Annotated in this window: 20 protein-coding genes; 9 read left to right on the forward strand and 11 right to left on the reverse strand. The window is 73.3% G+C overall.

All coding sequences use genetic code 11. The features are described 5' to 3' along the window. The first annotated feature begins 2 nt into the window (after window positions 1-2). Complete coding sequence (locus OG422_RS08165) at window positions 3-842, forward strand: maleylpyruvate isomerase family mycothiol-dependent enzyme (protein ID WP_405741415.1); 840 nt, start codon at window positions 3-5, stop codon at window positions 840-842. 28 nt (window positions 843-870) lie between these two features. On the opposite strand, the gene OG422_RS08170 is transcribed toward OG422_RS08165, so the two are convergent. From OG422_RS08170 to OG422_RS08190, 5 genes are read right to left on the reverse strand one after another with little or no spacing between them, the layout of a single operon-like run. Continuing rightward, window positions 871-1,908 carry a LacI family DNA-binding transcriptional regulator gene (locus OG422_RS08170; protein ID WP_405741418.1) on the reverse strand — a complete coding sequence of 346 codons (1,038 nt, stop codon included), beginning with the start codon at window positions 1,906-1,908 and terminating at the stop codon, window positions 871-873. Next, window positions 1,905-3,524: a glycoside hydrolase family 13 protein gene (locus OG422_RS08175; protein ID WP_405741421.1), complete on the reverse strand. Its 1,620-nt coding sequence runs from the start codon at window positions 3,522-3,524 to the stop codon at window positions 1,905-1,907. The genes OG422_RS08170 and OG422_RS08175 overlap by 4 nt, the downstream gene beginning before the upstream one ends. Window position 3,525: 1 nt before the next feature. Next, a complete protein-coding gene (locus tag OG422_RS08180; RefSeq protein WP_405747681.1) occupies window positions 3,526-4,404 on the reverse strand; it encodes a sugar ABC transporter permease in 879 nt (292 codons plus the stop codon). Between the two features lie 8 nt (window positions 4,405-4,412). Next, a complete protein-coding gene (locus OG422_RS08185; protein WP_405741424.1) occupies window positions 4,413-5,348 on the reverse strand; it encodes a carbohydrate ABC transporter permease in 936 nt (311 codons plus the stop codon). Next, on the reverse strand, window positions 5,345-6,619 hold the full coding sequence (locus OG422_RS08190) for an extracellular solute-binding protein (protein ID WP_405741427.1): 1,275 nt from the start codon (window positions 6,617-6,619) through the stop codon (window positions 5,345-5,347). Before OG422_RS08190 ends, OG422_RS08185 begins: the two co-directional genes overlap by 4 nt. Window positions 6,620-6,891: 272 nt before the next feature. On the opposite strand from OG422_RS08190, the gene OG422_RS08195 reads away from it, so the two are divergent. From OG422_RS08195 to OG422_RS08205, 3 genes are read left to right on the forward strand one after another with little or no spacing between them, the layout of a single operon-like run. After that, on the forward strand, window positions 6,892-8,511 hold the full coding sequence (locus tag OG422_RS08195) for a glycoside hydrolase family 13 protein (RefSeq protein ID WP_405741430.1): 1,620 nt from the start codon (window positions 6,892-6,894) through the stop codon (window positions 8,509-8,511). Window positions 8,512-8,535: 24 nt separating this feature from the next. Next, window positions 8,536-9,741 carry a LacI family DNA-binding transcriptional regulator gene (locus OG422_RS08200; RefSeq protein ID WP_405741433.1) on the forward strand — a complete coding sequence of 402 codons (1,206 nt, stop codon included), beginning with the start codon at window positions 8,536-8,538 and terminating at the stop codon, window positions 9,739-9,741. 36 nt (window positions 9,742-9,777) lie between these two features. After that, window positions 9,778-10,635 (forward strand): phosphatase PAP2 family protein, encoded by an 858-nt coding sequence (locus OG422_RS08205; RefSeq protein ID WP_405741436.1) that lies wholly within the window; start codon window positions 9,778-9,780, stop codon window positions 10,633-10,635. Window positions 10,636-10,671: 36 nt separating this feature from the next. On the opposite strand, the gene OG422_RS08210 is transcribed toward OG422_RS08205, so the two are convergent. Together OG422_RS08210 and OG422_RS08215 are read right to left on the reverse strand one after the other, a co-directional pair. Next, on the reverse strand, window positions 10,672-12,276 hold the full coding sequence (locus OG422_RS08210) for an amidohydrolase (RefSeq protein WP_405747683.1): 1,605 nt from the start codon (window positions 12,274-12,276) through the stop codon (window positions 10,672-10,674). A 68-nt stretch (window positions 12,277-12,344) separates the two neighbouring features. After that, on the reverse strand, window positions 12,345-13,901 hold the full coding sequence (locus OG422_RS08215; RefSeq protein WP_405741439.1) for an APC family permease: 1,557 nt from the start codon (window positions 13,899-13,901) through the stop codon (window positions 12,345-12,347). A 165-nt stretch (window positions 13,902-14,066) separates the two neighbouring features. On the opposite strand from OG422_RS08215, the gene OG422_RS08220 reads away from it, so the two are divergent. Beyond that, entirely contained in the window at window positions 14,067-14,702 is a 636-nt protein-coding gene (locus OG422_RS08220) for a TetR/AcrR family transcriptional regulator C-terminal domain-containing protein (protein ID WP_405741442.1), read from the forward strand. An 88-nt stretch (window positions 14,703-14,790) separates the two neighbouring features. On the opposite strand, the gene OG422_RS08225 is transcribed toward OG422_RS08220, so the two are convergent. Then, window positions 14,791-15,258, reverse strand: coding sequence for a MarR family winged helix-turn-helix transcriptional regulator (locus tag OG422_RS08225; RefSeq protein ID WP_405741446.1), 468 nt, complete (start codon window positions 15,256-15,258; stop codon window positions 14,791-14,793). A 192-nt stretch (window positions 15,259-15,450) separates the two neighbouring features. Between OG422_RS08225 and OG422_RS08230 the strand changes: the two genes are divergently transcribed. From OG422_RS08230 to OG422_RS08245, 4 genes are all read left to right on the forward strand, one after another. After that, window positions 15,451-16,674, forward strand: coding sequence for an MFS transporter (locus tag OG422_RS08230; protein WP_405741449.1), 1,224 nt, complete (start codon window positions 15,451-15,453; stop codon window positions 16,672-16,674). A 98-nt stretch (window positions 16,675-16,772) separates the two neighbouring features. Further along, on the forward strand, window positions 16,773-17,597 hold the full coding sequence (locus OG422_RS08235) for an aldo/keto reductase (RefSeq protein WP_405741452.1): 825 nt from the start codon (window positions 16,773-16,775) through the stop codon (window positions 17,595-17,597). Between the two features lie 501 nt (window positions 17,598-18,098). Next, window positions 18,099-19,112, forward strand: coding sequence for an aldo/keto reductase (locus OG422_RS08240; RefSeq protein ID WP_143942989.1), 1,014 nt, complete (start codon window positions 18,099-18,101; stop codon window positions 19,110-19,112). 43 nt (window positions 19,113-19,155) lie between these two features. Then, window positions 19,156-19,578 (forward strand): SRPBCC family protein, encoded by a 423-nt coding sequence (locus OG422_RS08245; protein WP_405741455.1) that lies wholly within the window; start codon window positions 19,156-19,158, stop codon window positions 19,576-19,578. Window positions 19,579-19,606: 28 nt separating this feature from the next. Here the strand turns inward: OG422_RS08245 and OG422_RS08250 are convergent, their stop codons facing one another. The 3 genes from OG422_RS08250 to OG422_RS08260 all read right to left on the reverse strand — a co-directional run bounded on the left by OG422_RS08250 (window position 19,607) and on the right by OG422_RS08260 (window position 25,182). Further along, window positions 19,607-22,630, reverse strand: a complete 3,024-nt coding sequence (locus OG422_RS08250; RefSeq protein WP_143942991.1) for a bifunctional [glutamine synthetase] adenylyltransferase/[glutamine synthetase]-adenylyl-L-tyrosine phosphorylase — start codon at window positions 22,628-22,630, stop codon at window positions 19,607-19,609. A gap of 57 nt (window positions 22,631-22,687) precedes the next feature. Next, window positions 22,688-24,049 (reverse strand): type I glutamate--ammonia ligase, encoded by a 1,362-nt coding sequence (glnA, locus tag OG422_RS08255; RefSeq protein ID WP_143942992.1) that lies wholly within the window; start codon window positions 24,047-24,049, stop codon window positions 22,688-22,690. Window positions 24,050-24,360: 311 nt separating this feature from the next. After that, window positions 24,361-25,182: an alpha/beta fold hydrolase gene (locus tag OG422_RS08260; protein ID WP_143942993.1), complete on the reverse strand. Its 822-nt coding sequence runs from the start codon at window positions 25,180-25,182 to the stop codon at window positions 24,361-24,363. Between the last annotated feature and the right edge of the window lie 318 nt (window positions 25,183-25,500).

Consider the following 25,500-nt stretch of genomic DNA (forward strand, 5'->3'; position numbering starts at 1 on the left):
GCATGTCTGATGGATGGCGCCGACTCGGTGCGCCGATCGATGCCCGTGACCTGTTCGCGGCGGAGCAGGCGGCGTTGATGGCCACCTTGCGGGGGCTGGCACCTGCCGACTGGGGGCAGGAGGCGGTGCCGGGATGGAGCGTGCACGATCTTGTCGCGCATCTTCTCGGTGACTTCTACGGGCGCCTCGGCCGCGACCGCGACGGCCATCGGGGCGGCCCCGCCCCGGCGCCGGGCGAGACGTTGGAGGGGTTCATCCACCGCATCAACCAGGAGTGGGTGGACGCCCACCGCCGGGTCAGCGCCGCCGCGCTGACCGACACGGTGGACCTGGTCGGCGGGCAGGTCACCCGGTTCTTCGAGACCGTCGATCTCGACAGGGCTTCGCTGGGGGTGTCCTGGGCCGGTGCCGATCCCGCTCCCATGTGGCTCGACAGCGCCCGGGATTTCACCGAGTTCTGGACCCATCGTCAGCAGATCCGCCACGCCGTCGGTCAGGAGACCGATCCCGATCCGCGCCTCCTGTCCGTGGTCCTGGACACCTTCCTGCGGGCCCTTCCGCACACCCTGCGCGACACCCCTGCCCCGTCCGGTACACAGGTCCAGGTGCACATCGGCGGCCCGGCCGGCGGCACCTGGACCGCCACCGTCGTCGAGGGCCGGTGGTCCCTGGCCGCGCCGGATGCCGGTCGGCCCGCCGCCCGGCTCGGGCTGGACGCTGCGACCGCGTGGCGGCTGTGCACCCGTGGTATCTCACCGGCCACCGCGTTCGCCGGGGCCCGCGTCGACGGCGACCGCCAACTTGCCGAAGCCGCCTGCCGAATCGTGTCCATCGTGTACTGACAACCATGCTTCTTCGGCTTGCCGCCGGTCAGCCCCGTACCGCCCCGGTCGACCCCCGCACCACCAACTCCGGCTGAAAAACGAACTCCGTATGCCGGACGGGATTCCCCTGCATCTCCTCGATGAGCGTGTCGACCGCTGCCGCCGCCATCGCCTGGACGGGTTGGCGGACCGTCGTCAGGGGTGGGTCCGTGAAGGCGATCAGTGGGGAGTCGTCGAAGCCGACGACGGAGACCGCGTCGGGGACCGGCAGGCCGCGCCCGCGGGCGGCGCGGACCGCGCCCAGGGCCATCAGGTCGCTGCCGCAGACCAGGCCCGTACAGCCGTCGTCGAGGAGGGTGTCGGCCGCCGCGTGGCCGCCCTCGACGGTGAAGAGGGTGTGGCGGACGCGGCGTTCGGCGTGCTCGGGCCGTAAGCCGAAGCACTCCCCCAGCGCCGCCGTGAAGCCGTCCGCCTTGCGGTGGGAGGGCACGAACCGTTCCGGGCCGACGGCCAGGCCGATGCGGGTGTGGCCGAGCGCGGCCAGGTGCCGGACCGCCATGCGGGCGGCGGCGCCGTCGTCGGGTGAGACGGAGGGGGCCGGGATGTCCGGGCGGTGGCCGTTGATCAGGACGTACGGAACGCCCCGCTCGCGCAGGCGGTGGTAGCGGGCCGGGTCGGCGCCGGTGTCGGCGTGCAGGCCGGAGAGGAAGACGATGCCGGTGACGCCGCGTTCCTCCAGCTGCTCGACGAGTTCGTCCTCGGTGGAGCCGCCCGGCATCTGGGTGCAGAGCACCGGCGTGTAGCCGTGACCGGCCAGTGACTGCTCGATGATCTGCGCGAACGCCGGGAAGATCGGGTTGGTCAGCTCCGGGAGGACCAGCCCGACCAGCCCGGCGCTGCGCCGCCGTAGCCGTACGGGACGCTCGTAGCCGAGGACGTCGAGGGCGGCGAGGACGCGCTGCCGGGTGGCGGCGGCGACGCCCGCGCGGCCGTTGAGGACGCGGCTCGCGGTCGCCTCGCTGACCTGCGCCTGAGCTGCGAGGTCGGCGAGGCGGGGGGTGGCGCGGGAGGCCGGTGCGCTCACGCGTCCCACCAGACGGTGGTGTCGGCGGGGAGGATGAATTCGCTGTCGGTGGAGCGGAGTTGGCCCGAGGAGAGCAGGGGCTCGCCCGGGGCCGGGAGGCGGACGGCGGTGTCGGTGGTGTTGACGGTGCAGACGAGGCCGCCGGGGCGGCGGAGGACGAGGACGCCGTCGGGGGCGTCCAGCCAGGTGACCTCGGTGCCCGCGCCGAGGCCCGGGTGGGTGCGGCGCAGGGCGAGGGCGGCGCGGTACAGCTCCAGGGTGGAGTCCGGGTCGCCGGTCTGGGCCGCGACGGAGAGGGCGCCCCAGCCGTCGGGCTGCGGGAGCCAGCTGCCGCCGTCGCCGAAGCCGTACGAGGGGCCGTCCTCGGTCCAGGGCAGCGGGACGCGGCAGCCGTCGCGCAGCCCGTCCTGGCCCAAGGCGCCGGTGCGGCGGGCGAACGCCGGGTCCTGGCGGGCCTCGTCGGGCAGGTCGGTGACCTCCGGCAGGCCCAACTCCTCACCCTGGTAGAGGTAGGCGGAGCCGGGGAGGGCGAGCATCAGCAGGGTCGCGGCGCGGGCGCGGGCGGCGCCGCCGCCGAGGCGGGTGGCGTGGCGGACCACGTCGTGATTGGAGAGGACCCAGGTGGTGGGGGCGCCGACGGGGCGCATCGCGTCGAGGGAGGCGTCGATGGTCTCGCGGAGGGCGGGGGCGTCCCAGGCGGTGCCGAGGTAGTGGAAGTTGAACGCCTGGTGGAGTTCGTCGGGGCGGACGTAGCGGGCGGTGCGCTCGGGGCTGGGCGCCCATGCCTCGGCGACGGCTATGCGCTCGCCGGGGTACTCGTCGAGGAGGGTGCGCCAGGAGCGGTAGATCGCGTGGACGCCGTCCTGGTCGAAGAAGGGCAGCACCTGATGGCCGAGGAGCGCTATCTGGCCGGTGGTGCCGGTGTCGGGCAGGCCCGGTGCCTTGACCAGGCCGTGGGCGACGTCGACCCGGAAGCCGTCGACGCCCCGGTCCAGCCAGAAGCGCAGCACGGCGCGGAACTCGTCGCGTACGGCGGGGTGCTCCCAGTTGAAGTCGGGCTGTTCGGGGGCGAAGAGGTGGAGGTACCACTGGCCGTCGGGCCCGGGCAGGCGGGTCCAGGCGGGGCCGCCGAAGACGGACTCCCAGTCGTTGGGCGGGAGTTCGCCGCTCTCGCCGCGGCCGTCGCGGAAGTGGAAGCGGGCGCGGAGCGGGGAGGTCGGGCCCTCGTCGACGGCCTGACGGAACCAGGCGTGCCGGTCGGAGCAGTGGTTGGGGACGAGGTCGACGATGACGCGCAGGCCCAGGGCGTGGGCGTCGCGCAGCACCGCGTCGGCGTCGGCGAGGGTGCCGAACATCGGGTCGACGGCGCGGTAGTCGGTGACGTCGTATCCGGCGTCGGCCTGCGGGGAGGCGTAGAAGGGGGAGAGCCAGACGGCGTCGACGCCGAGGTCGCGCAGGTGGGGCAGGCGGCGGCGGATGCCTTCCAGGTCGCCCATGCCGTCGCCGTCGGCGTCGGCGAAGCTGCGGGGGTAGACCTGGTAGATCACCGCGTCGCGCCACCAGTCGGGGCGGGCGGAATCCTGGCTCGGGGCGGGTGCGGGCTGGTCCGGAGTCATGTCATCCCTTGGTGGTGCCGGCGGTCAGTCCGGCGACGAGGTGGCGCTGGGCGAAGGCGAAGACGGCGGTGGCCGGGACGGCGATGAGGACGGCGGCGGCGGTCATCGAGCCCCAGTCGTTGGTGTACTGGTTGACGAAGGTCTGGAGGCCCCCGGCGAGGGTGAGGTGTTCGTCGCCGGTCATGAAGGCGGAGGCGTAGGCGACCTCGGCCCAGGCAGTGACGAAGGTGTAGAAACCGGTGACGGCGAGACCGGGGCGGGCCAGCGGCAGCACCAGGCGCCAGAAGGTGCCGAAGGGGGTGAGGCCGTCGACGCGGCCCGCCTCGTCGATCTCGACGGGGATGGTGTCGAAGTAGCCCTTCATCATCCAGGCGCAGAACGGCACGGCGATGGTCAGATACGTGACGATCAGGCCGCCGGGCTGGTTGAGGAGGCCCAGGCCCGCCATGAGGTTGTAGAGCGGCACGATCAGCACGGCCACCGGGAACATCTGGGTGATCAGCAGCAGCCACAGCAGCGGGCGCATCCCGGGGAAGCGGAAGCGGCTCAGCGCGTAGCCGGTGGTGGCGGCGAGGAGGACGCCGACGACGGTGGTGACGGCGACGACGAGGACGGAGTTGCCGAACCACGTCGGGAACGACGTATCGCCCAGGACGTGGCGGTAGTTGGCGAGGGTCGGGTGGGAGACGACGGCGGTGGTGAAGGCGTCGTTCTTGGGTTTGAAGGAGGTGATCAGCAGCCAGAGGGGCGGGAAGACGGCGATGACGGCGGCGAGCAGGAGCGTCGCGTGCAGGCCGACGGAGGCGAGGGGGGAACGGTGGCCGCGGGGGCGGGGTGCTTTCGCGGGGGCGGGGGCGGTCCCGTTTCTGATCTCGCTCATGGTCTCGGTCACCACGTCTCTCCCTGCTTGCGGAGCGCGCGGCGGTGGAGGACGGCGGCGGCGCTGAGGAGCAGGAGGATCAGGACGCCCCAGGCGGCGGAGCCGGAGAAGTCGCGGGGGCTGTCGACGAAGGAGAGGCGGTAGGCGTAGGTCACCAGGATCTCCGTGGCGTCGCCGGGGCCGCCCCGGGTGAGCAGGAAGATCACCGGGAACATGTTGAACGTCCAGATGGTGGAGAGCAGGATCACCGTGGAGCTGACGGTGCGCAGGCCCGGCAGGGTGATGTACCGGAAGCGCTGCCAGAGCCCGGCGCCGTCCATCTCGGCCGCCTCGTACAGCTCGCCCGGGAGGGACTGGAGCCCGCCGAGGAGGGCGACGAGCATGAAGGGGACGCCGAGCCAGACGTTGACGGCGATGACCGCGAGCTTCGCCCACGTCGGGTCGTTGAGCCAGGGGATCGCGCCGATGCCGCCGCCGGTCAGGACGGAGTTGAGCAGACCGTTGCGGTCGTTGAAGAGCATCCGCCAGGTGAAGACGGAGACGAAGGCGGGCAGCGCCCACGGCAGGATCAGCGCGAGGCGGTAGCCGGTGCGGCCGCGCAGCGGGCGGTTGAGGAGCGTGGCCAGGCCCAGCCCGATGAGGTACGTCAGGCCGACGCAGGCGACCGTCCACACGACGGTCCAGCCCAGGCGGCCCCAGAACACGGAGTCGGTAAGGATCGCGCGGTAGGTGTCGAGGCCGGTGAAGTGGTACGTCGCGGGCAGGTGGTTCATGCCGATGTCGCGGGCGACGTTGGCCTCGTCGGCGTCGGTGAGGGAGAGGTGGACGCCGCGCACCAGCGGGAACCCGATGATCACGCCCAGGACGACGGTGACGGGCGCCACCATCGTCCAGGCGTACCAGTGGGGGGCCAGCGCGCGGCGGACGCGGGCGGCGAGGGTCACTTGTAGTCCTTGAGCAGCTTCCGGTAGGCGTCGCCGGTGGCCTTGGCCGCCTGCCCGGGGGTGGCGGCGCCGGTGAGGACCTTGTTCATCTGGACCTTGACCGGCTCGAAGAGGGAGTTGCCCTCGGCGATCCACGGGCGCTGGACGGCGCCGTCGACGGCGGGCTTGAAGAACTTCACCATCTCGTTCTTCTTGACCGACGGGAGCTGGTAGACGGACTTGCGGGTCGGCAGCAGGCTGAGCTGTTCGGTGGTCTTCCGCTGGACGTCGGCGCCGCTCATGTACGTGACGAAGGCGTAGGCGGCGTTGAGGTTGCCGGACCCGGCGTAGACGGAGAGGTTCCAGCCGCCCTGCGGGGAGCCCTGGGCGACGCTGCCGCCGGGGACGGGCGCGACGCCGAGGTTGTCCTTGTCGGCGAACGCCTTTCCGGCGCGGGCGCCCTCGATGTCCCAGGGGCCGTCGATCGCCATCGCGACGTCGCCGTCCTTGAGGGCCTTGAGCTGGTTCTCCTGGCCGTCGGTGGCGTCGGTGACGGCGGCTTTGGAGTCGACGAGGCGCTTGAGGGTGGCGAAGGCGCGGGTCCCGGCGTCGTCGTCGATCGTGATGGTCTTGTCGCGGGCGTCGACCATGTCGCCGCCCTCGCCGTAGAGGTAGGGCAGGAACCAGTACGGGTCGTCGCCGCGCAGGTAGAGGGCGGTGGCGCCGGTCTTCGCCTTGATCTTCTCGGCGGCGGACTCCAGCTCGGCGAAGGTCTTGGGGACGGAGACCCCGGCCTTCTTGAGCAGCTGCTTGTTGTAGAAGAGGCCGAGGGTGTCGATGACCTGCGGCGCGGAGTAGGTCTTGCCGTCGTACTCGGTGGAGCCGAGGGCCTGCGGGAGGTAGTCGGCGGTGTGGTCGAGGGCGGGGGTGCCGTCGAGGGGGGCGAGGTAGCCGAGGTGGGCGAAGTCGGCGGTCCAGGCGACCTCGGTGCGCATCACGTCGGGGGCGCCGGCGTTGCCGCCCGCCGCGTTCTTGAACTTGGCGTTGGCGTCGCCGAAGGGCACGTTGACGTACGTGACGTCGACGCCGGGGTGCTCCTTCTCGAAGCCTTCCGCAAGCTTGCGGTAGGTCGCCTTCTCGGCGTCGTTGGAGGTGTCCCAGAAGGTGACGGTACCGGAAAGTTTTCCGTCGCCGCCGCCCTTGCCGTCGCCGCCACCACCGCAGGCCGTCGCCGCCAGGGCCAGGCCCGCCGCCAGTGCGGTGGCGGTGACGCCACGTATGCCACGCCGCATGTGAACTCCTTGGGGAATCGCCTGAGATGGCGGTGGGGAACGTAACAGCGCCGCAAGAAAACCGAAAGACCTTGCGAGATATTTCTGCAAGATTGCTGGAAAGGTCTGCGGCGGGAAGGCGTACGGGCCGTCACCCGACGCCCGTCCGCGCGTTGATTCCGGTGCCAGGCGCACCGCTCCTGGCGGCGCACGGCCCCTCCCGGTGGCATCCGGCCCGCGCCGGGCCGCACCGGCGGCACGCCGTCCGCCCTCCCCGCACGAAGGGACGGCAGATGACCCAGCAGCTCACCTCCCCCAGCCCCGCCCGCCAAGCCGCCGAACCGGCCCCCGGGCCCGGCTGGTGGCGCGACGCCGTCATCTACCAGGTCTACGTACGGTCGTTCGCGGACAGCGACGGCGACGGCGTCGGCGATCTGCGGGGGGTGCGCGAGCGGCTGCCGTACCTCAAGGACCTGGGCGTGGACGCCGTATGGCTCACGCCGTTCTACGCGTCACCGCAGGCCGACGGTGGGTACGACGTCGCCGACTACCGCACCGTCGACCCGCTCTTCGGCAGCCTGGAGGACGCCGACGCGCTGATCCGCGCGGCCCATGCCAGCGGGCTGCGGGTGATCGTCGACATCGTGCCGAACCACACCTCCGACCGGCACCCGTGGTTCCGCGACCCGGAGCTGGCCCGGGAGCGCTACCTCTTCCGGCCCGGCCGCGGCACCGACGGCGAACTGCCGCCCAACGACTGGGAGTCGGTCTTCGGCGGCCCCGCCTGGACGCGCACCGACCGCGGCGACTGGTACCTCCACCTCTTCGCGCCCGAGCAGCCCGATCTGAACTGGGACAACCCCGACGTGCACGCGGAGTTCGCGGCGATCCTGCGGTTCTGGCTCGACCTCGGCGTCGACGGTTTCCGGATCGATGTCGCGCACGGCATGGTCAAGGCGCCGGGTCTGCCGGACATCGGGCGCGGCAGCCAGGCCACCCTGATCGGCAACCAGTCGCTGCCCTTCTTCGACCAGGACGGCGTCCACGCCATCCACCGCTCCTGGCGCACCCTGCTGGAGAGCTACGGCGGCGCCCGCATCGGCGTCGCGGAGGCATGGGCACCCACCCCGGAACGGCTGGCGCTCTACGTCCGGCCGGACGAGCTGCATCAGGCGTTCAACTTCCAGTTCCTGACCGCGAGTTGGGGGGAGTCGGCGCTGCGCGAGGTCATCGACGCATCGCTGGCCGCCACCGCCTCCGTCGGCGCCCCCACCACCTGGGTCCTCTCCAACCACGACGTGGTCCGGCACGCCACCCGCCTCGGCTCGCTGGCCCGCGCCCGCGCGGCGACGCTGCTGATGCTGGCGCTGCCCGGCTCCGTCTACCTCTACCAGGGCGAGGAGTTGGGCCTCCCGGAGGTCACCGACCTGCCCGACGAGGCCCGTCAGGACCCGGCGTTCCTGCGCCGCCGGAGCGCCGCCGACGCCGCCTCCGGCTCCTCCGGGCAGGACGGGCTGCGCGACGGGTGCCGGGTGCCGCTGCCGTGGACCCCGGACGGAGCCTCGTACGGCTTCGGCGACGGCGGGAGCTGGCTGCCGCAACCGGCCGTGTGGGGCGGGCTGTCGGTCACGGCGCAGACCGGTGACGTGGACTCCACGCTGGAGCTGTACCGGGCGGCGCTCGCGCTGCGGCGGATGCTGCCGGGCCTGGGCGACGGCGGGATGACCTGGCGCGAGGCGCCCGAAGGGGTGCTGGCGTTCGCCCGGCCCGGGGTGGTGTGCACCGTCAACACCACCGGCGGCGACGTCGCGTTCGAGGCGCCCGGACGGCTGCTGCTGGCCAGTGCGCCGCTACCCGTCCGGGGGGCGTCGGCGGTGCTCCCCGGGGACAGCTGCGCCTGGTGGGCAATCTGAGGGGCGAAAGGTAAAGTCCCTGGCATGACCGCCCGGCTTGCCGATATCGCAGCGCAGGCGGGTGTCAGCGAGGCCACCGTCAGCCGGGTGCTCAACGGTAAACCGGGCGTCTCCGCGGCCACCCGCCAGTCGGTGCTGGCCGCCCTCGACGTCCTCGGCTACGAACGCCCCGTACGGCTGCGGCAGCGCAGCGCGGGCCTGGTCGGGCTGATCACCCCGGAGCTGGAGAACCCGATCTTCCCGGCGTTCGCCCAGGTGATCGGCCAGGCCCTGACACGTCAGGGCTACACGCCGGTGCTCGCCACGCAGACGCCGGGCGGCTCCACCGAGGACGAGCTGACGGAGATGCTGGTCGACCGCGGGGTGGCCGGGATCATCTTCGTCTCCGGGCTGCACGCCGACACCTCCGCCGATATGCAGCGCTACGCCCGGCTGCGCGGCCAGGGCGTCCCGTTCGTCCTCATCAACGGCTTCTCCCCGCAGGTGCAGGCGCCGTTCGTCTCCCCCGACGACCGGGCGGCGGTGCACCTGGCGGTCACCCACCTCGTGGCGCTGGGCCACCGCCGGATCGGGCTGGCGCTGGGGCCGCGGCGGTTCGTGCCGGTGCAGCGGAAGATCGAGGGGTTCGTCCGGGCGGTCCGCGAGCAGCTGGGGCTGGGCGCCGCGGCGGCCGAGCGGTGCATCGAGCACTCGCTGTACTCCCTGGAGGGCGGGCAGGCGGCGGCCGGCGCACTGCTGGACCGCGGGGCGACGGCGGTGGTGTGCGCCAGCGACATGATGGCGCTCGGCGCGATCCGCGCGGCCCGGCAGCGGGGCCTCGACGTGCCGCACGAGGTCTCCGTCGTCGGGTTCGACGACTCCCCGCTGATCGCCTTCACCGACCCGCCGCTGACCACCATCCGGCAGCCGGTCCCGGCGATGGGCCAGGCCGCGGTGCGGGCGCTGCTGGAGGAGATCGGCGGGACGCCCGCGCCGCACAGCGAGTTCGTCTTCCACCCGGAACTGGTGGTGCGGGGCTCGACCGCGTCGGCGCCCCGGGCGGCGGCGGGTGCGGACGCGGGGGCGTGGCCCGAGGGCGACCCGGACGCCGGGGACGCCGCCGCCACGGAGCACGCTTCCCCCTCGAAGCGGACAAAGATCCCGGAACCGTCCACTCCGCCTCTGACGGGCGAGGCCCGGACATCCACCCCGAGAAGTACACAGGTCGTCGTCAACCCCACCAGAGAATGACAGACGGGTAACCCCTTTCTGGCAAACTGTCTGCCCATGGGTGAAGCGCATGTGAGGACCGTCGACGACCCGCCGGCCAGCCCGCCGCCTCATGGCGCGACCGCGGAACGCCCTCCCCCTCCGGGCCGGATGACCCGGCTGCGGGCCCCGCGCGCCCCCCGGCTGTGGTTCGAGATCCTGCTCATCGCCCTCAGCTACTGGACGTACTCCGTCATCCGCAACGCGGTGCCCGAGCGGGAGGCGCAGGCGCTGCGGAACGCCGACTGGATCTGGCGGGCGGAACACGCCCTCGGCATCGCCGTCGAGCACACCGTCAACCACGCGGTGAACGCCGTGACCTGGCTGATCGTGCCGATGAACTACTACTACGCCACGCTGCACTTCGTGGTGACGATCGGCGTGCTGGTCTGGCTCTACCGCTGGCACCCCGGCCGGTACGCCGCCGCCCGCCTCGCGCTCTTCGCGACCACCGGCGTCGCGCTCGTCGGCTACTACTTCTATCCGCTGGCGCCGCCGCGGCTGATGGCCGACGGCGGGTTCGTCGACACCCTCGTCCGGCACAACACCTGGGGCTCGATGGCGTCCGGGAACCTCGCGTCGATGTCGAACCAGTACGCCGCGATGCCGTCGATGCACATCGGCTGGTCGCTGTGGTGCGGCCTGACGGTGGCGCTGCTGGCCCGCCCGCTGTGGGTGAAAACGGTGGCGCTGCTCTATCCCTTCTTCACCCTGCTGGTGATCATCTCCACCGCCAACCACTTCTGGCTGGACGCCTGCGGCGGCGCCCTGTGCCTGCTGTTCGGCTTCGCGGTGGCCTGCCTGTGGTACGGGACGCTGCCGCACCATCTGGCGCGGGACACGGCGGGGCACAAGCGGGAGTTGGTGCGGGTCTGACCGGGAGCCGGGGCGCATGCCCCGGCCCCCCTTCGTTCAGCCCCGGTGGGTGACGTGGCCGCCGGACATCGTCAGGCGGACCGGTGCGGCGGCGACATCGTCGGCCGGGGCGGTGACCGGGTCGACGGTGAGGGCGGTGAGGTCGGCGCGGTAGCCGGGGGCGATGCGGCCCGCCTCGTGTTCCTCGCCGACGGCGAGGGCGGCGTGGATGGTGCAGCCCTCCAGGGCCATCAGGCCGGTCAGGGCCTGTTCAGGGGTGATGGGGGCGGTGTCGGGGGCGCCCGCGGGGCGGCGCAGCCGGGCGGTGGCGAGGGTGGCGCGCGGGTCGTGGTGGGCGATCGGCCAGTCGGAGCCGAGGACCAGGACGGCACCGGCGTCCCGCAGGTCGCGGCAGCGCCAGGCGCGTCCGGCGCGCTCCTCGCCGACCCGGCGGGACCAGGCGTCGGTGTGGTCGGCGCGGGTGTAGGCGGTGTGCAGCGGCTGCATGGAAGCGGCGACGCCGAGCGCGGCGAAGCGGGGCAGCTGGTCGCCGGGGACGGTCTCGATGTGCTCGATGCGGTGGCGGAAGCGGCCCGTGTCGCCTAGGAGTTCGACGGTGTCGAGGGCGTGGCGTACGGCGGCGTCACCGATGGCGTGGGTGGCGGTGCGGACCCCGGCGCGGGCAAGGTGGTGGACGGCGTGGGTGTACGCGGCCGGGTCCGGCCAGAACGCGTCGGTGCCCTCGCCGTGGCAGTCCGGGTGCTCCAGCCAGGCGGTGCCGCCCTCGACGGTGCCGTCCATGAAGAACTTCACGCCGCCGACCCGCCACTGGCGGCCGTGCAGCTGCTGGAGGGCAACGAGGTGGTCGAGGCCGTCGGTGTCGATGCCGGGCATGCACCAGGGGGCGAGGCGGAGACGTACGGGGAGGTGACCGTCGGCCTCGATGGCGTCGAGGAGTTCGGGGACACCGGGGCCCTGCATGTCCATCACGTGAGCGCCGGTCAGTCCGGCGGCGGCCATCTCGTGCAGGGAGGCGAGCAGCCGGGCGCGGCGCTGCGCGGGGTCGGGCAGCGGGACAACGTCCGCCAGCAGGTCCATCGCGGCGGGCTCGACGAGGTGCCCGGTGGGGCCGTCCGGATCGCAGACGACGCTGGCGCGCTGGGCGAAGGTGCGCGGCCCGGTGACCCCGGCGGCGGCCAGTGCCGCGCCGCTGGCCAGCGCGGAGTGGCCGTCGTAGAGCCGCAGGAAGGCGGGGGCGCCGCCGAGGGCGTCCTCGATGAGGGCGCGGTGGACGGGGTGGTCGCCGAAGACGTTGTGGTCGAGGCCCCAGCCGGTGACCCAGCCGCCGGGCGGCAGGTCGCGGGCGGCCGTGGCGAGGGCGGCGCGGAGTCCGTCGAGGTCGCGGACGGCGGAGAGGCCGACGCCGTCGGACATGTCGACGCCCCAGACGGGGTGGCTGTGGCCGTCGACGAAGCCCGGGGTGAGGGTGGCGCCGCCCAGGTCGACGACCTCGGTGGCCGCGCCGCGCCAGTCCCGTACGTCGGCCTCCTCGCCGACCGCCGCGATCCGGCCGTCCTTGACGGCGACGGCGCTCGCCCAGGGACGCCGCGGGTCGAGGGTGCGCACCCGGGCGCCGGTCAGCACGGTGTCGGCGACGGTCAGCGGGGCGGGGGAAGCGGTGGGCACGGGGGCTCCTCTGTCGTGGGTGGGTGGTACGGGGCGGGGTGGGGTCAGGGGTGGGCGGTTCCGGAGGTGGCGGTGGTTGCGGTGGCCGTCGCGGGGCCGTCCGGCACCTCGCCGTCATCCTCATCGGCTTCCGCGGGTTCGGCCGCGAACCCCGCGTAGACGGCGGGGCGGCTGCGCCGTACGCGCCGGGCGAGGACGAGGCCGAGGAGGAAGGCGGCGGGGACGAGGAGGACCAGGACGGTGTTGGTGGCGAGCGGCGCCGCCGTCATCAGGTCGATCTTGGAGATGACGAGGCCGAGGGCTCCGGTCATCAGCACGGCGGCGGCGATCGGCGCGACGCGGGTGCGCCAGGCGCCCTCGCCGTGGGTGAAGCGGCGGAAGAAGAGCGGCACGGCGGCGGCGGTGAGCGCCTGGAGCGCGAGGAGGCCCAGCATGCCGGGGGTGTTCATCCACAGCAGCAGCTGCTGGTACGGGTCGGCTCCGGCCACCGCGAACCCCGCGACGACGAGGACCGCGAGGCCGCTCTGGACGGCACCGGCGACGTACGGGGAGCGGTTGCGGGGGTGGACGCGGCCGAGGGCGGCGGGCAGCACGCCCTCCTGGGCGAGGGAGAGCGCGTAGCGGTTGATGGCGTTGTGGAAGGCGAGTTGGGAGGCGACGATGCTGGTCACGATGAAGATGTGCATCAGGTCGGTGGCCCAGGCGCCGACGTAGCGCGTGGTGGCGGAGAAGAAGAGGCCGGACGGGTCGCTCAGGGCGGCGGCGACGATCCGGTCGGGGCCGTACGCCTGGACGATGATCCAGATGATGAAGGCGTAGAAGAGGCCGAGGAAAGCGACCGCGACGTAGGTGGCGCGGGGGATGGTGCGGGCCGGGTCGCGGGCCTCGCGGCGGTAGATCGCGGTCGACTCGAAGCCGGTGAAGGCGGCGAACGCGAAGGCGAGGACGGCGCCGGTGCCGGGCACCAGGACGTGCGCGGGGGTGAAGGAGTCGGCGGCGAGGCCGTGCGCGCCGCCGTGCAGCAGGACGCCCCCGGCCAGCAGCACGAGGATGCCGGTCTCGGCGACCAGCAGCACGCCGAGGACCTTGGCGCCGAAGTCGATGCTGCGGTGGCCGAGGTACCAAATGATGCCGATCCCGGCGAAGGCGAGCGGCGGCCAGGGGAGGTGCACGCCCCAGAAGGCTTCCAGGGCCTCCTGGGTGGCGGTGGCGAACAGCCCGTGGACGCCGATCTGCATGCCGTTGTACGCGAGGAGGGCGAGGGTGGCGGCGCCGAATCCGGCGGGGCGGCCCAGGCCACGGGTGATGAAGGCGTAGAAGCCGCCGCCGTGGCGGACGTGCCGGGCCATGGTGGTGAAGCCGATGGCGAAGAGGGCGAGGGTGGCCCCGGCCAGGAGGTAGCCGACGGGGGCGCCGAGGCCACCGGCGCCGATGGCGACGGGCGAGGTCCCGGCCATGACGGTGAGCGGGGCGGCGGCGGAGATGACGAAGAAGGCGATGTCGGCGGCGGAGAGGCTGGCGCGGCGGAGCGTCGGGCCGGAGGTACCGGGTGGTGCGGGGCGGTGCGGGGCCCCTTGCGGGGTCGTGGCGGGAGCAGCCATGGCGTGCGGGTGCCCTTCTGCGGCGGAGGAGGAGGGCGGCCCGGTGCGCGGGAGGGGTGGGCACGGCAACGGGACCGCAAGGAATTTAACCTAAAGCCTTTCGGTTTTTGCACCGTAACCCCCGCCCGTACGATTCGGGAAGACCTCACGGGCGGGAGAGATGACATGGCGAGGCCGCGGACACCGCTGCTGGACCGGGCACGGATCGGCGGGACGGCGCTGCGGCTCGTGGACGAGCAGGGCGATTTCAGCGTGCCGCAGATCGCCCGGGAGCTGGGGGTGCGCACGGCGTCCGTCTACCACCACGTCGATGGCCGGGCCGGGGTCATCGAGCTGCTGCGCGAGCACGTCGGCGCGGCCATCGACGCCACCACCCTGGAACTCACCCCGTGGGACGCGGCCCTGGAGGCATGGGCCCGCAGCTACCGCGCCGCGTTCGCCGCCCACCCCCGCACCATCCCGCTGCTGACCGTCTCCCCCGTCCGCGCCCCGCGCGTGCTGGCCCTCTACGAGCGGGCCTGCGGGGTGCTGCTGGACGCCGGGTTCGCCGCGTCCGAGGTGATCCCGGTGATCGTCGCCGTGGAGAACGTCGTCCTCGGCTCCGCCCTCGACCTGGCCGCCCCCGAAACGATGTGGGAGGTCGCCGACCCCGCCGACACCCCCCGCCTCGCCGCCGCCGTCGCCCACGCGGGCCCGCACCGCGCCGACACCGCCTTCGAGCTGTCCCTGACCGGCGTGATGGACCGGGTACGGGCGCTGCGCGCGGCGGGCGTGCGGGAGGGGACGCAGGGCGCGCCGTAACGGCAAAATGCCGCCAACTCCCGTCATGAAGACGGAAGTTGGCGGCACTTGATCGCCGGGCCGGGAGGGCGGAGCCCCCCCCGGCGGATCACACCGGCCGGACGTCGCCCTGCAGCTCCTCGACGGCGGTCACCAGCGGCGCGAGCACGGGCTCACCGGCCGCCCGGTCCAGCGCCTCCCGCAGGGCGGTGTTGTGGGTGGGACGGGCCTCCTCCAGCAGACGCAGGCCGGATTCGGTGACATCGGTGTAGATGCCGCGGCGGTCGGTGGGGCACAGGTACCGCGACAGCAGCCCGCGGTCCTCCAGCCGGGTCACCAGCCGCGTGGTGGCGCTCTGGCTGAGCACCACGGCGTCGGCGACCTGCCGCATCTGGAGGTGGCCGCCCTCGCCGTCGTGCTGGCGACTCAACACGTCCAGCAGCGAGTACTCACGGGCGCTCAACCGGTGCGCGGCCTGCAGCGCCCGCTCGACGCTGCTCTCGATGCGTCCGTGCAGCAGCGAGAGCGCCGACCAGCTGTGCGCCAGTGCGGTCATCGCCGGGTCAGTGGCGGTCATGGACAGCTCCCTCAGTCGGTTCGTACGGGCGGAGTCGCCGGCGGCGGGCCTGCCGCCGTATCACGCACTTCACTATACCCGCGTTTGCCATTAGCCATCGTATGCAACTATTGTCGATGCATGTAAGGCGCTCACGCATCTTCCTGGCGTCTCCCTTCCGGCTCCCCCTCCCCACCTCAAAGGACCCTCGTCATGCCGCTCGCGCTTCTGGCCCTGGCCATAGGGGCCTTCGGAATCGGCACCACGGAATTCGTCATCATGGGGCTGCTGCCCCAGGTCGGCGCGGACCTCGGGGTCTCGGTACCGACGGCCGGATTCCTGGTCACCGGCTACGCCCTCGGCGTCATGATCGGCGCGCCGCTCATGACCGTCCTCGGCACCAAGATCTCCCGCAAGAACATGCTCATGCTGCTCATGGGCCTGTTCATCATCGGCAACGTGATCTCCGCCGTCGCCCCGGTCTTCGCCGTCATGCTGATCGGCCGGGTGGTGGCCTCGCTGGCCCACGGCGCGTTCTTCGGCATCGGCTCCGTCGTGGCCGCCGAGCTGGTGGCGCCGGAGAAGAAGGCGGGCGCCATCTCCATGATGTTCACCGGCCTGACCGTGGCCAACGTCGTCGGCGTGCCCGTGGGCACGTTCGTGGGCCAGAGCGCCGGATGGCGCGTGACCTTCCTGATCGTCGCCGCCCTCGGCGTCCTGGGCCTCGCGGGCGTCGCCAGGCTCATCCCCGACGTGCCCAAGCCGGAGGGGGTGCGACTGCGGCACGAGGTCGCCGCCTTCAAGAACGGTCAGGTCATCCTGGCGATGGCCATGACGGTCCTCGGCTTCGGCGGCGTGTTCGCCGCGATCACCTACATCGCGCCGATGATGACCGAGGTCAGCGGCTTCGCGGAGTCCTCCGTCACCTGGCTGATGGTGGTCTTCGGGGTCGGCATGGTCGTGGGCAACCTCGTCGGCGGCCGGTTCGCGGACCGCAAGCTGATGCCGATGCTCCACACCGCCCTGGGCGGTCTGGCGCTGGTCCTGCTGCTGTTCACCTTCCTGGCCTCCGGCAAGGTCGCGGCCGTCGTGGCCGTCTTCCTCATCGGTGCGCTCGGCTTCGCCACCGTCCCGCCGCTGCAGAAGCGCGTCCTGGACCACGCCCACGGTGCCCCGACGCTCGCCTCGGCGGCCAACATCGGCGCCTTCAACCTGGGCAACGCCCTCGCCGCCTGGCTCGGCGGCCTGATGATCTCCGCCCGCCTCGGCTACGCCGCACCCAACGCCGTCGGCGCCGTCCTGGCCGCCGCCGCCCTGGTGCTGGCCGTCGTCTCGCACCGGCTGGAGCTGCGCTCCGCCCACGCCGAGGCGGTGTCCGCCCCGGCGCACCCTGACGCGGCCGCCGCGCCCGTCCCGGCGGGAACCGCCCACTCCTGACCCCGCGCCCGCACCGGCCGCGGGCCCTCCCCCGGACCGGTCGGCGGCCGCCGACCGCCCCCTCCGCCACCACGGCACCCACGAATTAGGAACCCCTGATGATCTCCGTCCCGAACGTGACACTCAACAACGGCGTGACCATGCCGCAGCTGGGCTTCGGCGTCTTCCAGGTCCCCGACGACGCGACCACCGCCGCGGTCTCGTCCGCACTGGAGGCCGGTTACCGCAGCATCGACACCGCCGCGATCTACGGCAACGAGCGCGGCACCGGCAAGGCCCTCGCCACCTCCGGCCTCGCCCGCGAGGAACTGTTCGTCACGACCAAGCTGTGGAACGAGGACCAGGGCGCAGGCCGCGCCCCGGCCGCATTCGACGCCTCCCTGGACAAGCTGGGCCTGGACCACGTCGACCTCTACCTCATCCACTGGCCCACCCCGGCCCGTGACCTGTACGTGGAGACCTACAAGGCGCTGGAGAAGATCCTGGCGGGCGGGCGCGTCCGCGCCATCGGCGTCTCGAACTTCCAGGTCCCGCACCTCCGGCGGCTCATGGAGCACACCGGCATCACCCCGGCGGTCAACCAGGTCGAGCTGCACCCCGGCCTCCAGCAGGCCGAGCTGCGCGCCTTCCACGCCGAGCACTCCATCGCGACCGAGGCGTGGAGCCCGCTCGCCCAGGGCGCGGTCCTCGGGGACGAGGCGATCGTGCGAATCGCCGCGGCACACGGCGTAACCCCGGCGCAGACGGTGCTGCGCTGGCACCTCCAGCTCGGCAACATCGTCATCCCCAAGTCCGTCACCCCCGCGCGCATCCGGCAGAACCTCGACGTCTTCGGCTTCACGCTCACCGACGCCGAGATGGCCGACATCGCCGGGCTCGACCGGGGCCTGCGCACCGGCCCGGACCCCGACACCCTCAACTGACCCCGAACCGCCCCGCAGCGCCTGTCCCCCGGGGACGGGCGCTGCGGGGTACCCACTCGATGCCGGCAGCTCCACCGCCCCGACGAGGGGAACGCCTCATGCAGATCGGTCTGTCCGGCTGCACCGCGCCGGTCGCCGGCTCCACCCAGGGCACCGGCCACGCCATCGCCGTCGGCCTCGCCCGCGCGGGAGCGCGCGTCGTCGTCAACGGGCGCTGCGCGTCGACGGCGGTCACGTGGACCCGATCCTGCCCTGAGCCCCCGGGGCGGCGCCGCCCGCCCACCCACTGCGGCCGGTCCGCCTCCGGAAGGAGGGGCCGGCCGCAGTCGTTTTTGCCGCCGGCCCTCGGGGTGACACCATCCACGCGACGCGCATAATGCGCGCTTGCATTATGCCGCGTATGCAAGTAACGTCGTATGCAAGCAAGTCCGTGAAAGCGCGAAACGGGGAGGCGCCCGACGGCTCGCCACCACCCAAGCCCTCCATGAAAGGGAGCTCCCGATGAGCCTCACCCACCTGCTGCCCGGTTCGCTGGGCTTCGGCACCGCCCCCATGGGCAACATGTTCCGCGCCATCCCCGAGGACGAGGCGCAGGCCACCCTCCAGGCCGCCTGGGACCAGGGCATCCGCTACTACGACAGCGCCCCCTTCTACGGCGCGGGCCTGGCCGAGATCCGGCTCGGCCGGATGCTGTCGCAGCAGCCGCGGGACGCGTACGTGCTGTCCACGAAGGTCGGCCGGGTCATCCACGACGAGGTCGAGGACCCCGCCACCCGTGAACTGGGCGAGAAGGGCGGCCTGTTCGAGCACGGCCGCCCCCACAAGATGACCGACGACTACACCGCCGACGCCACCAAGCGCTCCATCGAGGACAGCCTCAAGCGGCTGAACACCGACCGGCTGGACATGGTCTGGGTCCACGACATCGCCCAGGACTTCCACGGCGACCGCTGGCTCACCCAGTTCGAGACCGCCCGCACCGGCGCCTTCCGGGTCCTGGACGACCTGCGCGACCAGGGCGTGATCAAGGCCTGGGGCCTCGGCGTCAACCGCGTCGAGCCCGTCGAGCTGACCCTCGCCCTGGACGAGCCGCGCCCCGACGGGTTCCTGCTGGCCGGGCGCTACACCCTGCTCGACCACGGCCAGGCGCTCCAGCGGCTGCTGCCCGCGGCCCAGGAGCAGGACGTCGAGATGATCGTCGGCGGCCCGTACAGCTCCGGTGTACTGGCCGGCGGTACCCACTTCGAGTACCAGCAGGCCCCCGCCCACATCCTGGAGACCGTCCGGCGCATACGGGAGCTGACCGACCGGCACGGCGTGTCCATCAAGGCCGCGGCGCTGCAGTTCGTCCTCGCCCACCCGGTGACCGCCGCCGCGATCCCCGGCGCCACCCGCCCCTCCCGCATCGCCGAGGACCTCGGCGCCCTGCGCGAGGAGATCCCCGCCGCGTTCTGGCACGACCTGCGCGAGGCCGGTCTGCTCGACCCGGCGGCCCCGCTCCCGGCCGGCGCCTGACCGGCCCGGCACCCACCCCCCCCCACGTACGAAGGAGCCGACCATGGCCTCCACCTCCGTGAGCCGCACCGTCCCCGCCTCCCCCGAGGAGGTCTGGAACCTGATCGGCGGCTTCCACGCCCTGCCCGACTGGCTGCCCTACATCCCGGAGAGCGTCTCCGAACAGGGCGGCGGCGCCCGCCGGCTGACCAACGCCGACGGTGAGGTGATCGTCGAGCAGATGACGGCGTACAGCCGCCAGGAGCGCTTCTACAGCTACGCCATCCTGCGGGCCCCCTTCCCCGTCACCGGCTACCTCTCCACGCTCCGCGTGCACGCAGTGCCCGGCAGGCCCGAGGAGGCCGAGGTCCAGTGGGACGGGCGCTTCGTCCCCGACGGTGTGAGCGACGAGGAGGCCGAGGCGCTGTTCACCGGCATCTACCGGGACGGCCTCGACGCCCTCGACGCGACGGTCCGGGCGCACTGACCGGCGCCCTTGGACCGGCCCGCCCCTTTCACGCCCCGTAGAACACCTCCTCCACCACCCCGCGGGCGCGGCGGGTGGTGCGGCGGTAGTCGTCGAGCATGTCGCCGACGTGGCCCTCCTCGTAGCCGAGGTAGCGGCCGACGGCGGCCAGTTCGCGGGCGTCGGCGGGGAAGGTGTCGCCGGGGCGGCCGCGGACCAGCATCACGCCGTTGCGGACGCGGGCGGCCAGCACCCACGCCTCGTCGAGGATCTGGGCCTCCTCGGTGCCGATCAGTCCGGCCTGGTGCGCGGCGGCCAGGGCCTCGCGGGTGCGGGTGGTGCGCAGGCCCGGCAGCTCCCAGCCGTGCTGCATCTGGAAGAGCTGCACCGTCCACTCGACGTCGCTCAGACCGCCGCGGCCCAGCTTGGCGTGGGTGGTCGGGTCGGCGCCGCGCGGCAGCCGTTCGGACTCCATCCGGGCCTTGAGGCGCCGGATCTCGCGGACCGCGTCCTCCCCCAGGCCCTCGACCGGGTAGCGCAGCGGGTCGATCAGGTCGATGAAGCGGCGGCCCAGCTCCGCGTCGCCCGCGACCGGTTCGGCCCGCAGCAGCGCCTGCGCCTCCCACGTCAGCGACCAGCGCCGGTAGTACGCCGCGTACGAGGCGAGGGAGCGCACCAGCGGGCCGGAGCGGCCCTCCGGGCGCAGGTCCGCGTCGATGGGCAACGGCGGGTCGGCGGACGGGAGCTGGAGCAGCCGCCGCATCTCGTTGGCGACGGCCCGGGCGGCCTTGGCGGCCTCCTGTTCGTCGGCGCCCTCGCGCGGTTCGTGGACGAAGAGCACATCGGCGTCCGAGCCGTAGCTCAGCTCGTGGCCGCCGAAGCGGCCCATGCCGATCACCGCGAAGCGGGTCGGCAGGGCGTCGCCCCAGCTCTCGCGGACGGCGGCGCGCAGCGCACCGGCGAGCGTCGCGGCGTTCAGGTCGGAGACCGCGGAGCCGACCACGTCCAGCAGCCGCCCGGGGTCCTCCTCGGCGGGGCGGTCCTCCGTGCCGTACGCGCCGATCAGATCGGCGGCGGCGGTGCGGAACAGCTCGCGGCGGCGCACCCCGCGGGCCGCGGCCACCGCCGCCTCCGCGCCGTCCGCGCGGCCGACCGCCGCCAGCACCTCCTGCTCCAGCGCCACCCGCCCGCGCGGGCGCAGCCCGTCGGCGGCGCCGAGCAGCGCCACCGCCTCCGGCGCGCGCAGCAGCAGATCGGGGGCGAGGCGGCCGCCGGACAGCACCCGGGCGAGGTTCTCCGCGGCGGCGCCCTCGTCGCGCAGCAGCCGCAGGTACCAGGGGGTCTTGCCGAGCGCGTCGGAGACCTTGCGGAAGCCCAGCAGTCCGGCGTCCGGGTCGGCGGAGTCGGCGAACCAGCCGAGCAGCACCGGCAGCAGCGTCCGCTGGATCGCGGCCTTGCGGGTCACGCCGGACGCCAGCGCCTCCATGTGGCGCAGCGCCCCGACCGGGTCCGCGTAGCCGAGCGCTTCGAGGCGCTGTCCGGCGGCCTTCGCCGACAGGCGCGTCTCGCCGGGCTCCAGATGGGCGACGGCGTCCAGCAGCGGCCGGTAGAACAGTTTCTCGTGCAGCCGCCGCACCTCGCGGGCGTGCCATTTCCACTGGGCGCGCAGCGCGTCGACCGGTTCGGTGCGCAGCCCCATGGAGCGGGCCAGGCGCCGCAGATCGGTGCCGTCCTCCGGCATCAGATGGGTGCGGCGCATCCGCTGGAGCTGAATGCGGTGTTCCAGGGTGCGCAGGAAGCGGTAGGCGGCGTCGAGGGCGGCGGCGTCCTGGCGGCCGACGTAGCCGCCCGCGGCGAGCGCCGTCAGGGCGTCGAGGGTGGTGGCGCTGCGCAGCGTCGCGTCGCTGCGGCCGTGCACCAACTGGAGGAGCTGCACCGCGAACTCGACGTCCCGCAGCCCGCCGGGGCCGAGCTTCAGCTCCCGGTCGACCTCGGCGACGGGGATGCCCGCGATGACCCGGCGCCGCATCTGCCGCACATCGGTGACGAAGTTCTCCCGCTCGGCGGCCTGCCAGACCAGCGGCGCCAGCGTGTCGACGTACGCCTGCCCCAGCTCGGGGTCGCCCGCCGTCGGCCGGGCCTTCAGCAGCGCCTGGAACTCCCAGGTCTTCGCCCAGCGCTGGTAGTACGCGAGGTGGCTGCTGAGGGTGCGGACGAGCGGGCCGTTGCGGCCCTCGGGCCGGAGGTTGGCGTCGACCGGCCAGATGGTGCCCTCGACGGTGATGTCCGAGCAGACCTGCATCAGGCGCGCCGCGAGCCGGGTCGCGGCCTGGAGCGCCGCCGCCTCCTCGGTGCCCTCCTTGGCCTCGGCGACGAAGACGACGTCGACGTCCGAGACGTAGTTCAGCTCCCGGCCGCCGCACTTGCCCATCGCGATGACGGCGAGGCGGCACACGGCGGCGTCGCCCGGCGCCTCCCCGGAGGCGATCTCCAGGGCGGCGCGGAGGGTCGCCGTCGCCAGGTCGGCCAGCTCGGCTGCGACCTCGCTGAGGTCGGTGGTGCCGCACACGTCGCGGGCGGCGATGCCCAGCAGGCAGCGGCGGTAGGCGATCCGCAGCGCGTCCGGCCGCGGCAGCGCACCGCCCTCCTCGCCCCACACGCCCTCGGCGAGCGCCTGCTCGAACTCCGGGGTGGCCGGGTGCAGGTCCGCCGCCTCGTACGTGACGAGCGACTGCCAGTCGCGCGGGTGGCGGGCGAGGTGGTCGGCGAGCGCCTCGGAGGCGCCCATGACGCCCAGCAGCCGGTCCCGCAGCGGTTTCGCGGTGACCAGCGTGGCCAGCAGCCGCTGCCGCTCCGCCTCATCCTGCGCCTCGACGAGCCGGACCAGCCCGAGCAGCGCCTGATCCGGGTCGGCGGCCCCGCCGAACGCCTCCAGCAGCACCGAGTCGTCGTGTACGGGGGCGAGTTCGGGCGTCCGCAGCAGCCGGGCGGCCGCCGACGGGTCGGTGAAACCGTGGCGCAGCAGCCGGGTGAAGGTGCTGCTCCGCCGGCCCTGCGGAGCGGGTTGTGCCATGGCGGGCGCCTCTCGGGGTCCGCCCGGCCGCCGGGCCGGGCGACGGCGGGGATCGGGTTACAGAACCGGCAGCATCTTGCGCAGCTCGAAGGCGGTGACCTCGGAGCGGTACTCCTCCCACTCCTGTTTCTTGTTCCGCAGGAAGAAGTCGAAGACGTGCTCGCCGAGGGTTTCGGCGACCAGTTCGCTGCGCTCCATCAGGTCGATGGCCTCGCCGAGGTTCTGCGGCAGCGGCTCGATGCCCATCGCGCGGCGCTCGGCGTCGGTCAGCGCCCAGACGTCGTCGTCGGCGCCGGGCGGCAGTGCGTAGCCCTCCTCGATGCCCTTGAGTCCGGCGGCGAGGAGGACCGCGTACGTCAGGTACGGGTTGGCGCCGGAGTCGATGGAGCGGACCTCGACGCGGGTGGAGCCCATCTTGCCGGGCTTGTACATCGGCACCCGGATCAGCGCGGAGCGGTTGTTGTGGCCCCAGCAGATGTACGAAGGGGCCTCGCCGCCGGCGCCCGCGGTGCGGTTGGCGCCGCCCCAGATGCGCTTGTAGGAGTTGACCCACTGGTTGGTGACGGCGGAGATCTCCCCGGCGTGGCGGAGCAGTCCGGCGATGAACGACCGGCCGACCTTGGAGAGTTGGTACTCGGCGCCGGACTCGTGGAAGGCGTTGCGGTCGCCCTCGAAGAGGGAGAGGTGGGTGTGCATGCCGGAGCCGGGGTACTCGGAGAACGGCTTGGGCATGAACGTCGCCTGCACGCCCTGCTCCAGCGCCACCTGCTTCATGACCAGCCGGAACGTCATGATGTTGTCGGCGGTCGACAGCGCGTCGGCGTACCGCAGATCGATCTCCTGCTGGCCCGGGGCGCCCTCGTGGTGGCTGAACTCCACGGAGATGCCCATCGATTCGAGCATCGTGATGGCCTGGCGGCGGAAGTCCATGCCGACGTTCTGCGGGGTGTGGTCGAAGTAGCCGGAGGAGTCGCCGGGGGTGGGCCGCCGCCCGTCCACCGGCTTGTCCTTGAGCAGGAAGAACTCGATCTCGGGGTGGGTGTAGAAGGTGAACCCGAGGTCGGAGGTCTTCGCCAGGATGCGCTTGAGGACGTAGCGCGGGTCGGCGTACGAGGGGGAGCCGTCGGGCATCAGGATGTCGCAGAACATCCGGGCGGTGCCGGGGCCTTCCGCGCGCCAGGGCAGGATCTGGAAGGTGCCCGGATCCGGCTTGGCGATCATGTCGGATTCGTAGACCCGGGCGAAGCCCTCGATGGCGGAGCCGTCGAAGCCGATGCCCTCGTCGAACGCCTGCTCAAGCTCGGCGGGCGCGACGGCCACGGACTTCAGGAACCCGAGCACATCGGTGAACCACAGCCGAACGAAACGGATGTCACGCTCCTCCAGCGTGCGGAGCACAAACTCCTGCTGCTTGTCCATGGTTCACCAATCCTTGCAGGTCAATCGGCCCGTCCACACGTGTGGGACCACATCGTGTGGCACACCAATATCACGCGCGGGGGTTACCGTCACATTACGCACCCTTGGCCTGATTCAGAACCGCCCGGCCGTGTCCTCGGGCCGTCGCCCGCCACGCCGGGGGCGCACCCGGTGAGCCCGCCATGGTCAGCGTGGGGCGCACGGGCGCCGTCTGTCACGGCCCACGGCACGGCAAACCGGCGGCTTGGCGCACTCCTGACCTCTCCGGGAGCCGCCGTTGACCCGTTCGTGACGGACCGGGAAACGGCCCGTCACAGCTCCCGGACGGCCCGGGCGACGGCGTGCGGCGCGTCGGCCATCAGCAGATGCCCGGCGGGCGCGGCCACCACGAACCGGCCACCCAGCTCGGCGGCGAGGCCCCGCTGCCGCTCCAGCCACCGCAGCTCCCGGGGCGTCTCCCCGCCGCCGTACGCCGCGAGGACCGTCACCGGAACGGGTGGCAGCGCACGCTCCGGACGGAGCGCCGCCACTTCCGCCGCCTGGTAGGGGTGGGCGGCGTTCTCCAGCGCGCAGGCGCGGACGACGCGGCTGGTGCGGTACGTGGCGCGCTCCCAGGGGTGCGCGGGGTGCGGGCCGAGCGCCCCGGCGCGGGAGACGAGGCGGCGTCCGGCCGGGCCGAGGGCGCGGGGCAGTCCGGCGGCGGAGGCGGCGCCCGCCACGCCGCCCGCCCAAGCGTGCCGGACCGCGCGCGGCAGCACCGGGCGGACCGGGCCGGCGAGGCTGCCGTCGGCGAGGACCAGGCCCGCGCAGCGGTGCGGGTGGAGCCGGGCGAACGCCTCGGCGTGGAAGGCGGCCATGGAGTGGCCGACGACGGTGGCCGGGCCCGCGTGGCCGAGCGCGTCGAGGACATGGGCGATCCGGTCGGCCTCGGCAGCGGCGGTCGGCGGGCCGGGCGCGGGGGCGCTCAGGCCGAGGCCGGGGCGGTCGAAGCGGACGACGGTGCGGTCGGGGGCGAGCAGCGCGGCCACCGCCTCCCAGTCGAACCAGGCCATGCCGAGGCCGCCGCAGAGCACCACGACGGGACCTGCGCCCTCCTGGAGCACGTGCAGCGGCACGCCGTCGACGCGCAGCATCCGGCCGGGCGGCGCGCCGGGGCCCGGACCGTCCGCGGCGTCCGTGCCGCGGGGCCGGTCCGGCGCGCGGTCCGTGCCGTCGTCGTGCCAGGTGCCGTCGTCGTGGCTGCCGTTCCCGCGGCTTCCGCTGTCCTGACTGCTGCCCCTGCTGCGGTTCATCCGCGGCCTCCCGCTCATCCGTCTCGCACCGCCCCCGGCCGCGCCCTGCTCGGTTTCTTCCCGCCCGGCACCGATTCTCCCGCCCCGCGCGGTGATTCTCCCGCCGGGCGGGGTGGCCGTGGGCGGGGCGAGGGGCGCGCCGCGGTGTGCCGGGGCGCG

The organism is Streptomyces sp. NBC_01525, from assembly GCF_045040405.1.
In the GTDB taxonomy this organism is placed as follows: domain Bacteria; phylum Actinomycetota; class Actinomycetes; order Streptomycetales; family Streptomycetaceae; genus Streptomyces; species Streptomyces benahoarensis.

Bases quoted from the DNA above. Each gene is read 5' to 3' on its own strand.
- OG422_RS08225 (WP_405741446.1), bottom strand. From the start codon at position 15,258: ATGACCGCCACTGACCCGGCGATGACCGCACTGGCGCACAGCTGGTCG.
- OG422_RS08175 (WP_405741421.1), bottom strand. From the start codon at position 3,524: ATGACTCCGGACCAGCCCGCACCCGCCCCGAGCCAGGATTCCGCCCGC.
- OG422_RS08180 (WP_405747681.1), bottom strand. From the start codon at position 4,404: ATGAGCGAGATCAGAAACGGGACCGCCCCCGCCCCCGCGAAAGCACCC.
- OG422_RS08230 (WP_405741449.1), top strand. From the start codon at position 15,451: ATGCCGCTCGCGCTTCTGGCCCTGGCCATAGGGGCCTTCGGAATCGGC.
- OG422_RS08250 (WP_143942991.1), bottom strand. From the start codon at position 22,630: ATGGCACAACCCGCTCCGCAGGGCCGGCGGAGCAGCACCTTCACCCGG.
- OG422_RS08215 (WP_405741439.1), bottom strand. From the start codon at position 13,901: ATGGCTGCTCCCGCCACGACCCCGCAAGGGGCCCCGCACCGCCCCGCA.
- OG422_RS08240 (WP_143942989.1), top strand. From the start codon at position 18,099: ATGAGCCTCACCCACCTGCTGCCCGGTTCGCTGGGCTTCGGCACCGCC.
- OG422_RS08195 (WP_405741430.1), top strand. From the start codon at position 6,892: ATGACCCAGCAGCTCACCTCCCCCAGCCCCGCCCGCCAAGCCGCCGAA.
- OG422_RS08260 (WP_143942993.1), bottom strand. From the start codon at position 25,182: ATGCTGCGCGTCGACGGCGTGCCGCTGCACGTGCTCCAGGAGGGCGCA.
- OG422_RS08205 (WP_405741436.1), top strand. From the start codon at position 9,778: ATGGGTGAAGCGCATGTGAGGACCGTCGACGACCCGCCGGCCAGCCCG.
- glnA (WP_143942992.1), bottom strand. From the start codon at position 24,049: ATGGACAAGCAGCAGGAGTTTGTGCTCCGCACGCTGGAGGAGCGTGAC.
- OG422_RS08220 (WP_405741442.1), top strand. From the start codon at position 14,067: ATGGCGAGGCCGCGGACACCGCTGCTGGACCGGGCACGGATCGGCGGG.
- OG422_RS08245 (WP_405741455.1), top strand. From the start codon at position 19,156: ATGGCCTCCACCTCCGTGAGCCGCACCGTCCCCGCCTCCCCCGAGGAG.
- OG422_RS08200 (WP_405741433.1), top strand. From the start codon at position 8,536: ATGACCGCCCGGCTTGCCGATATCGCAGCGCAGGCGGGTGTCAGCGAG.
- OG422_RS08235 (WP_405741452.1), top strand. From the start codon at position 16,773: ATGATCTCCGTCCCGAACGTGACACTCAACAACGGCGTGACCATGCCG.
- OG422_RS08165 (WP_405741415.1), top strand. From the start codon at position 3: ATGTCTGATGGATGGCGCCGACTCGGTGCGCCGATCGATGCCCGTGAC.
- OG422_RS08190 (WP_405741427.1), bottom strand. From the start codon at position 6,619: ATGCGGCGTGGCATACGTGGCGTCACCGCCACCGCACTGGCGGCGGGC.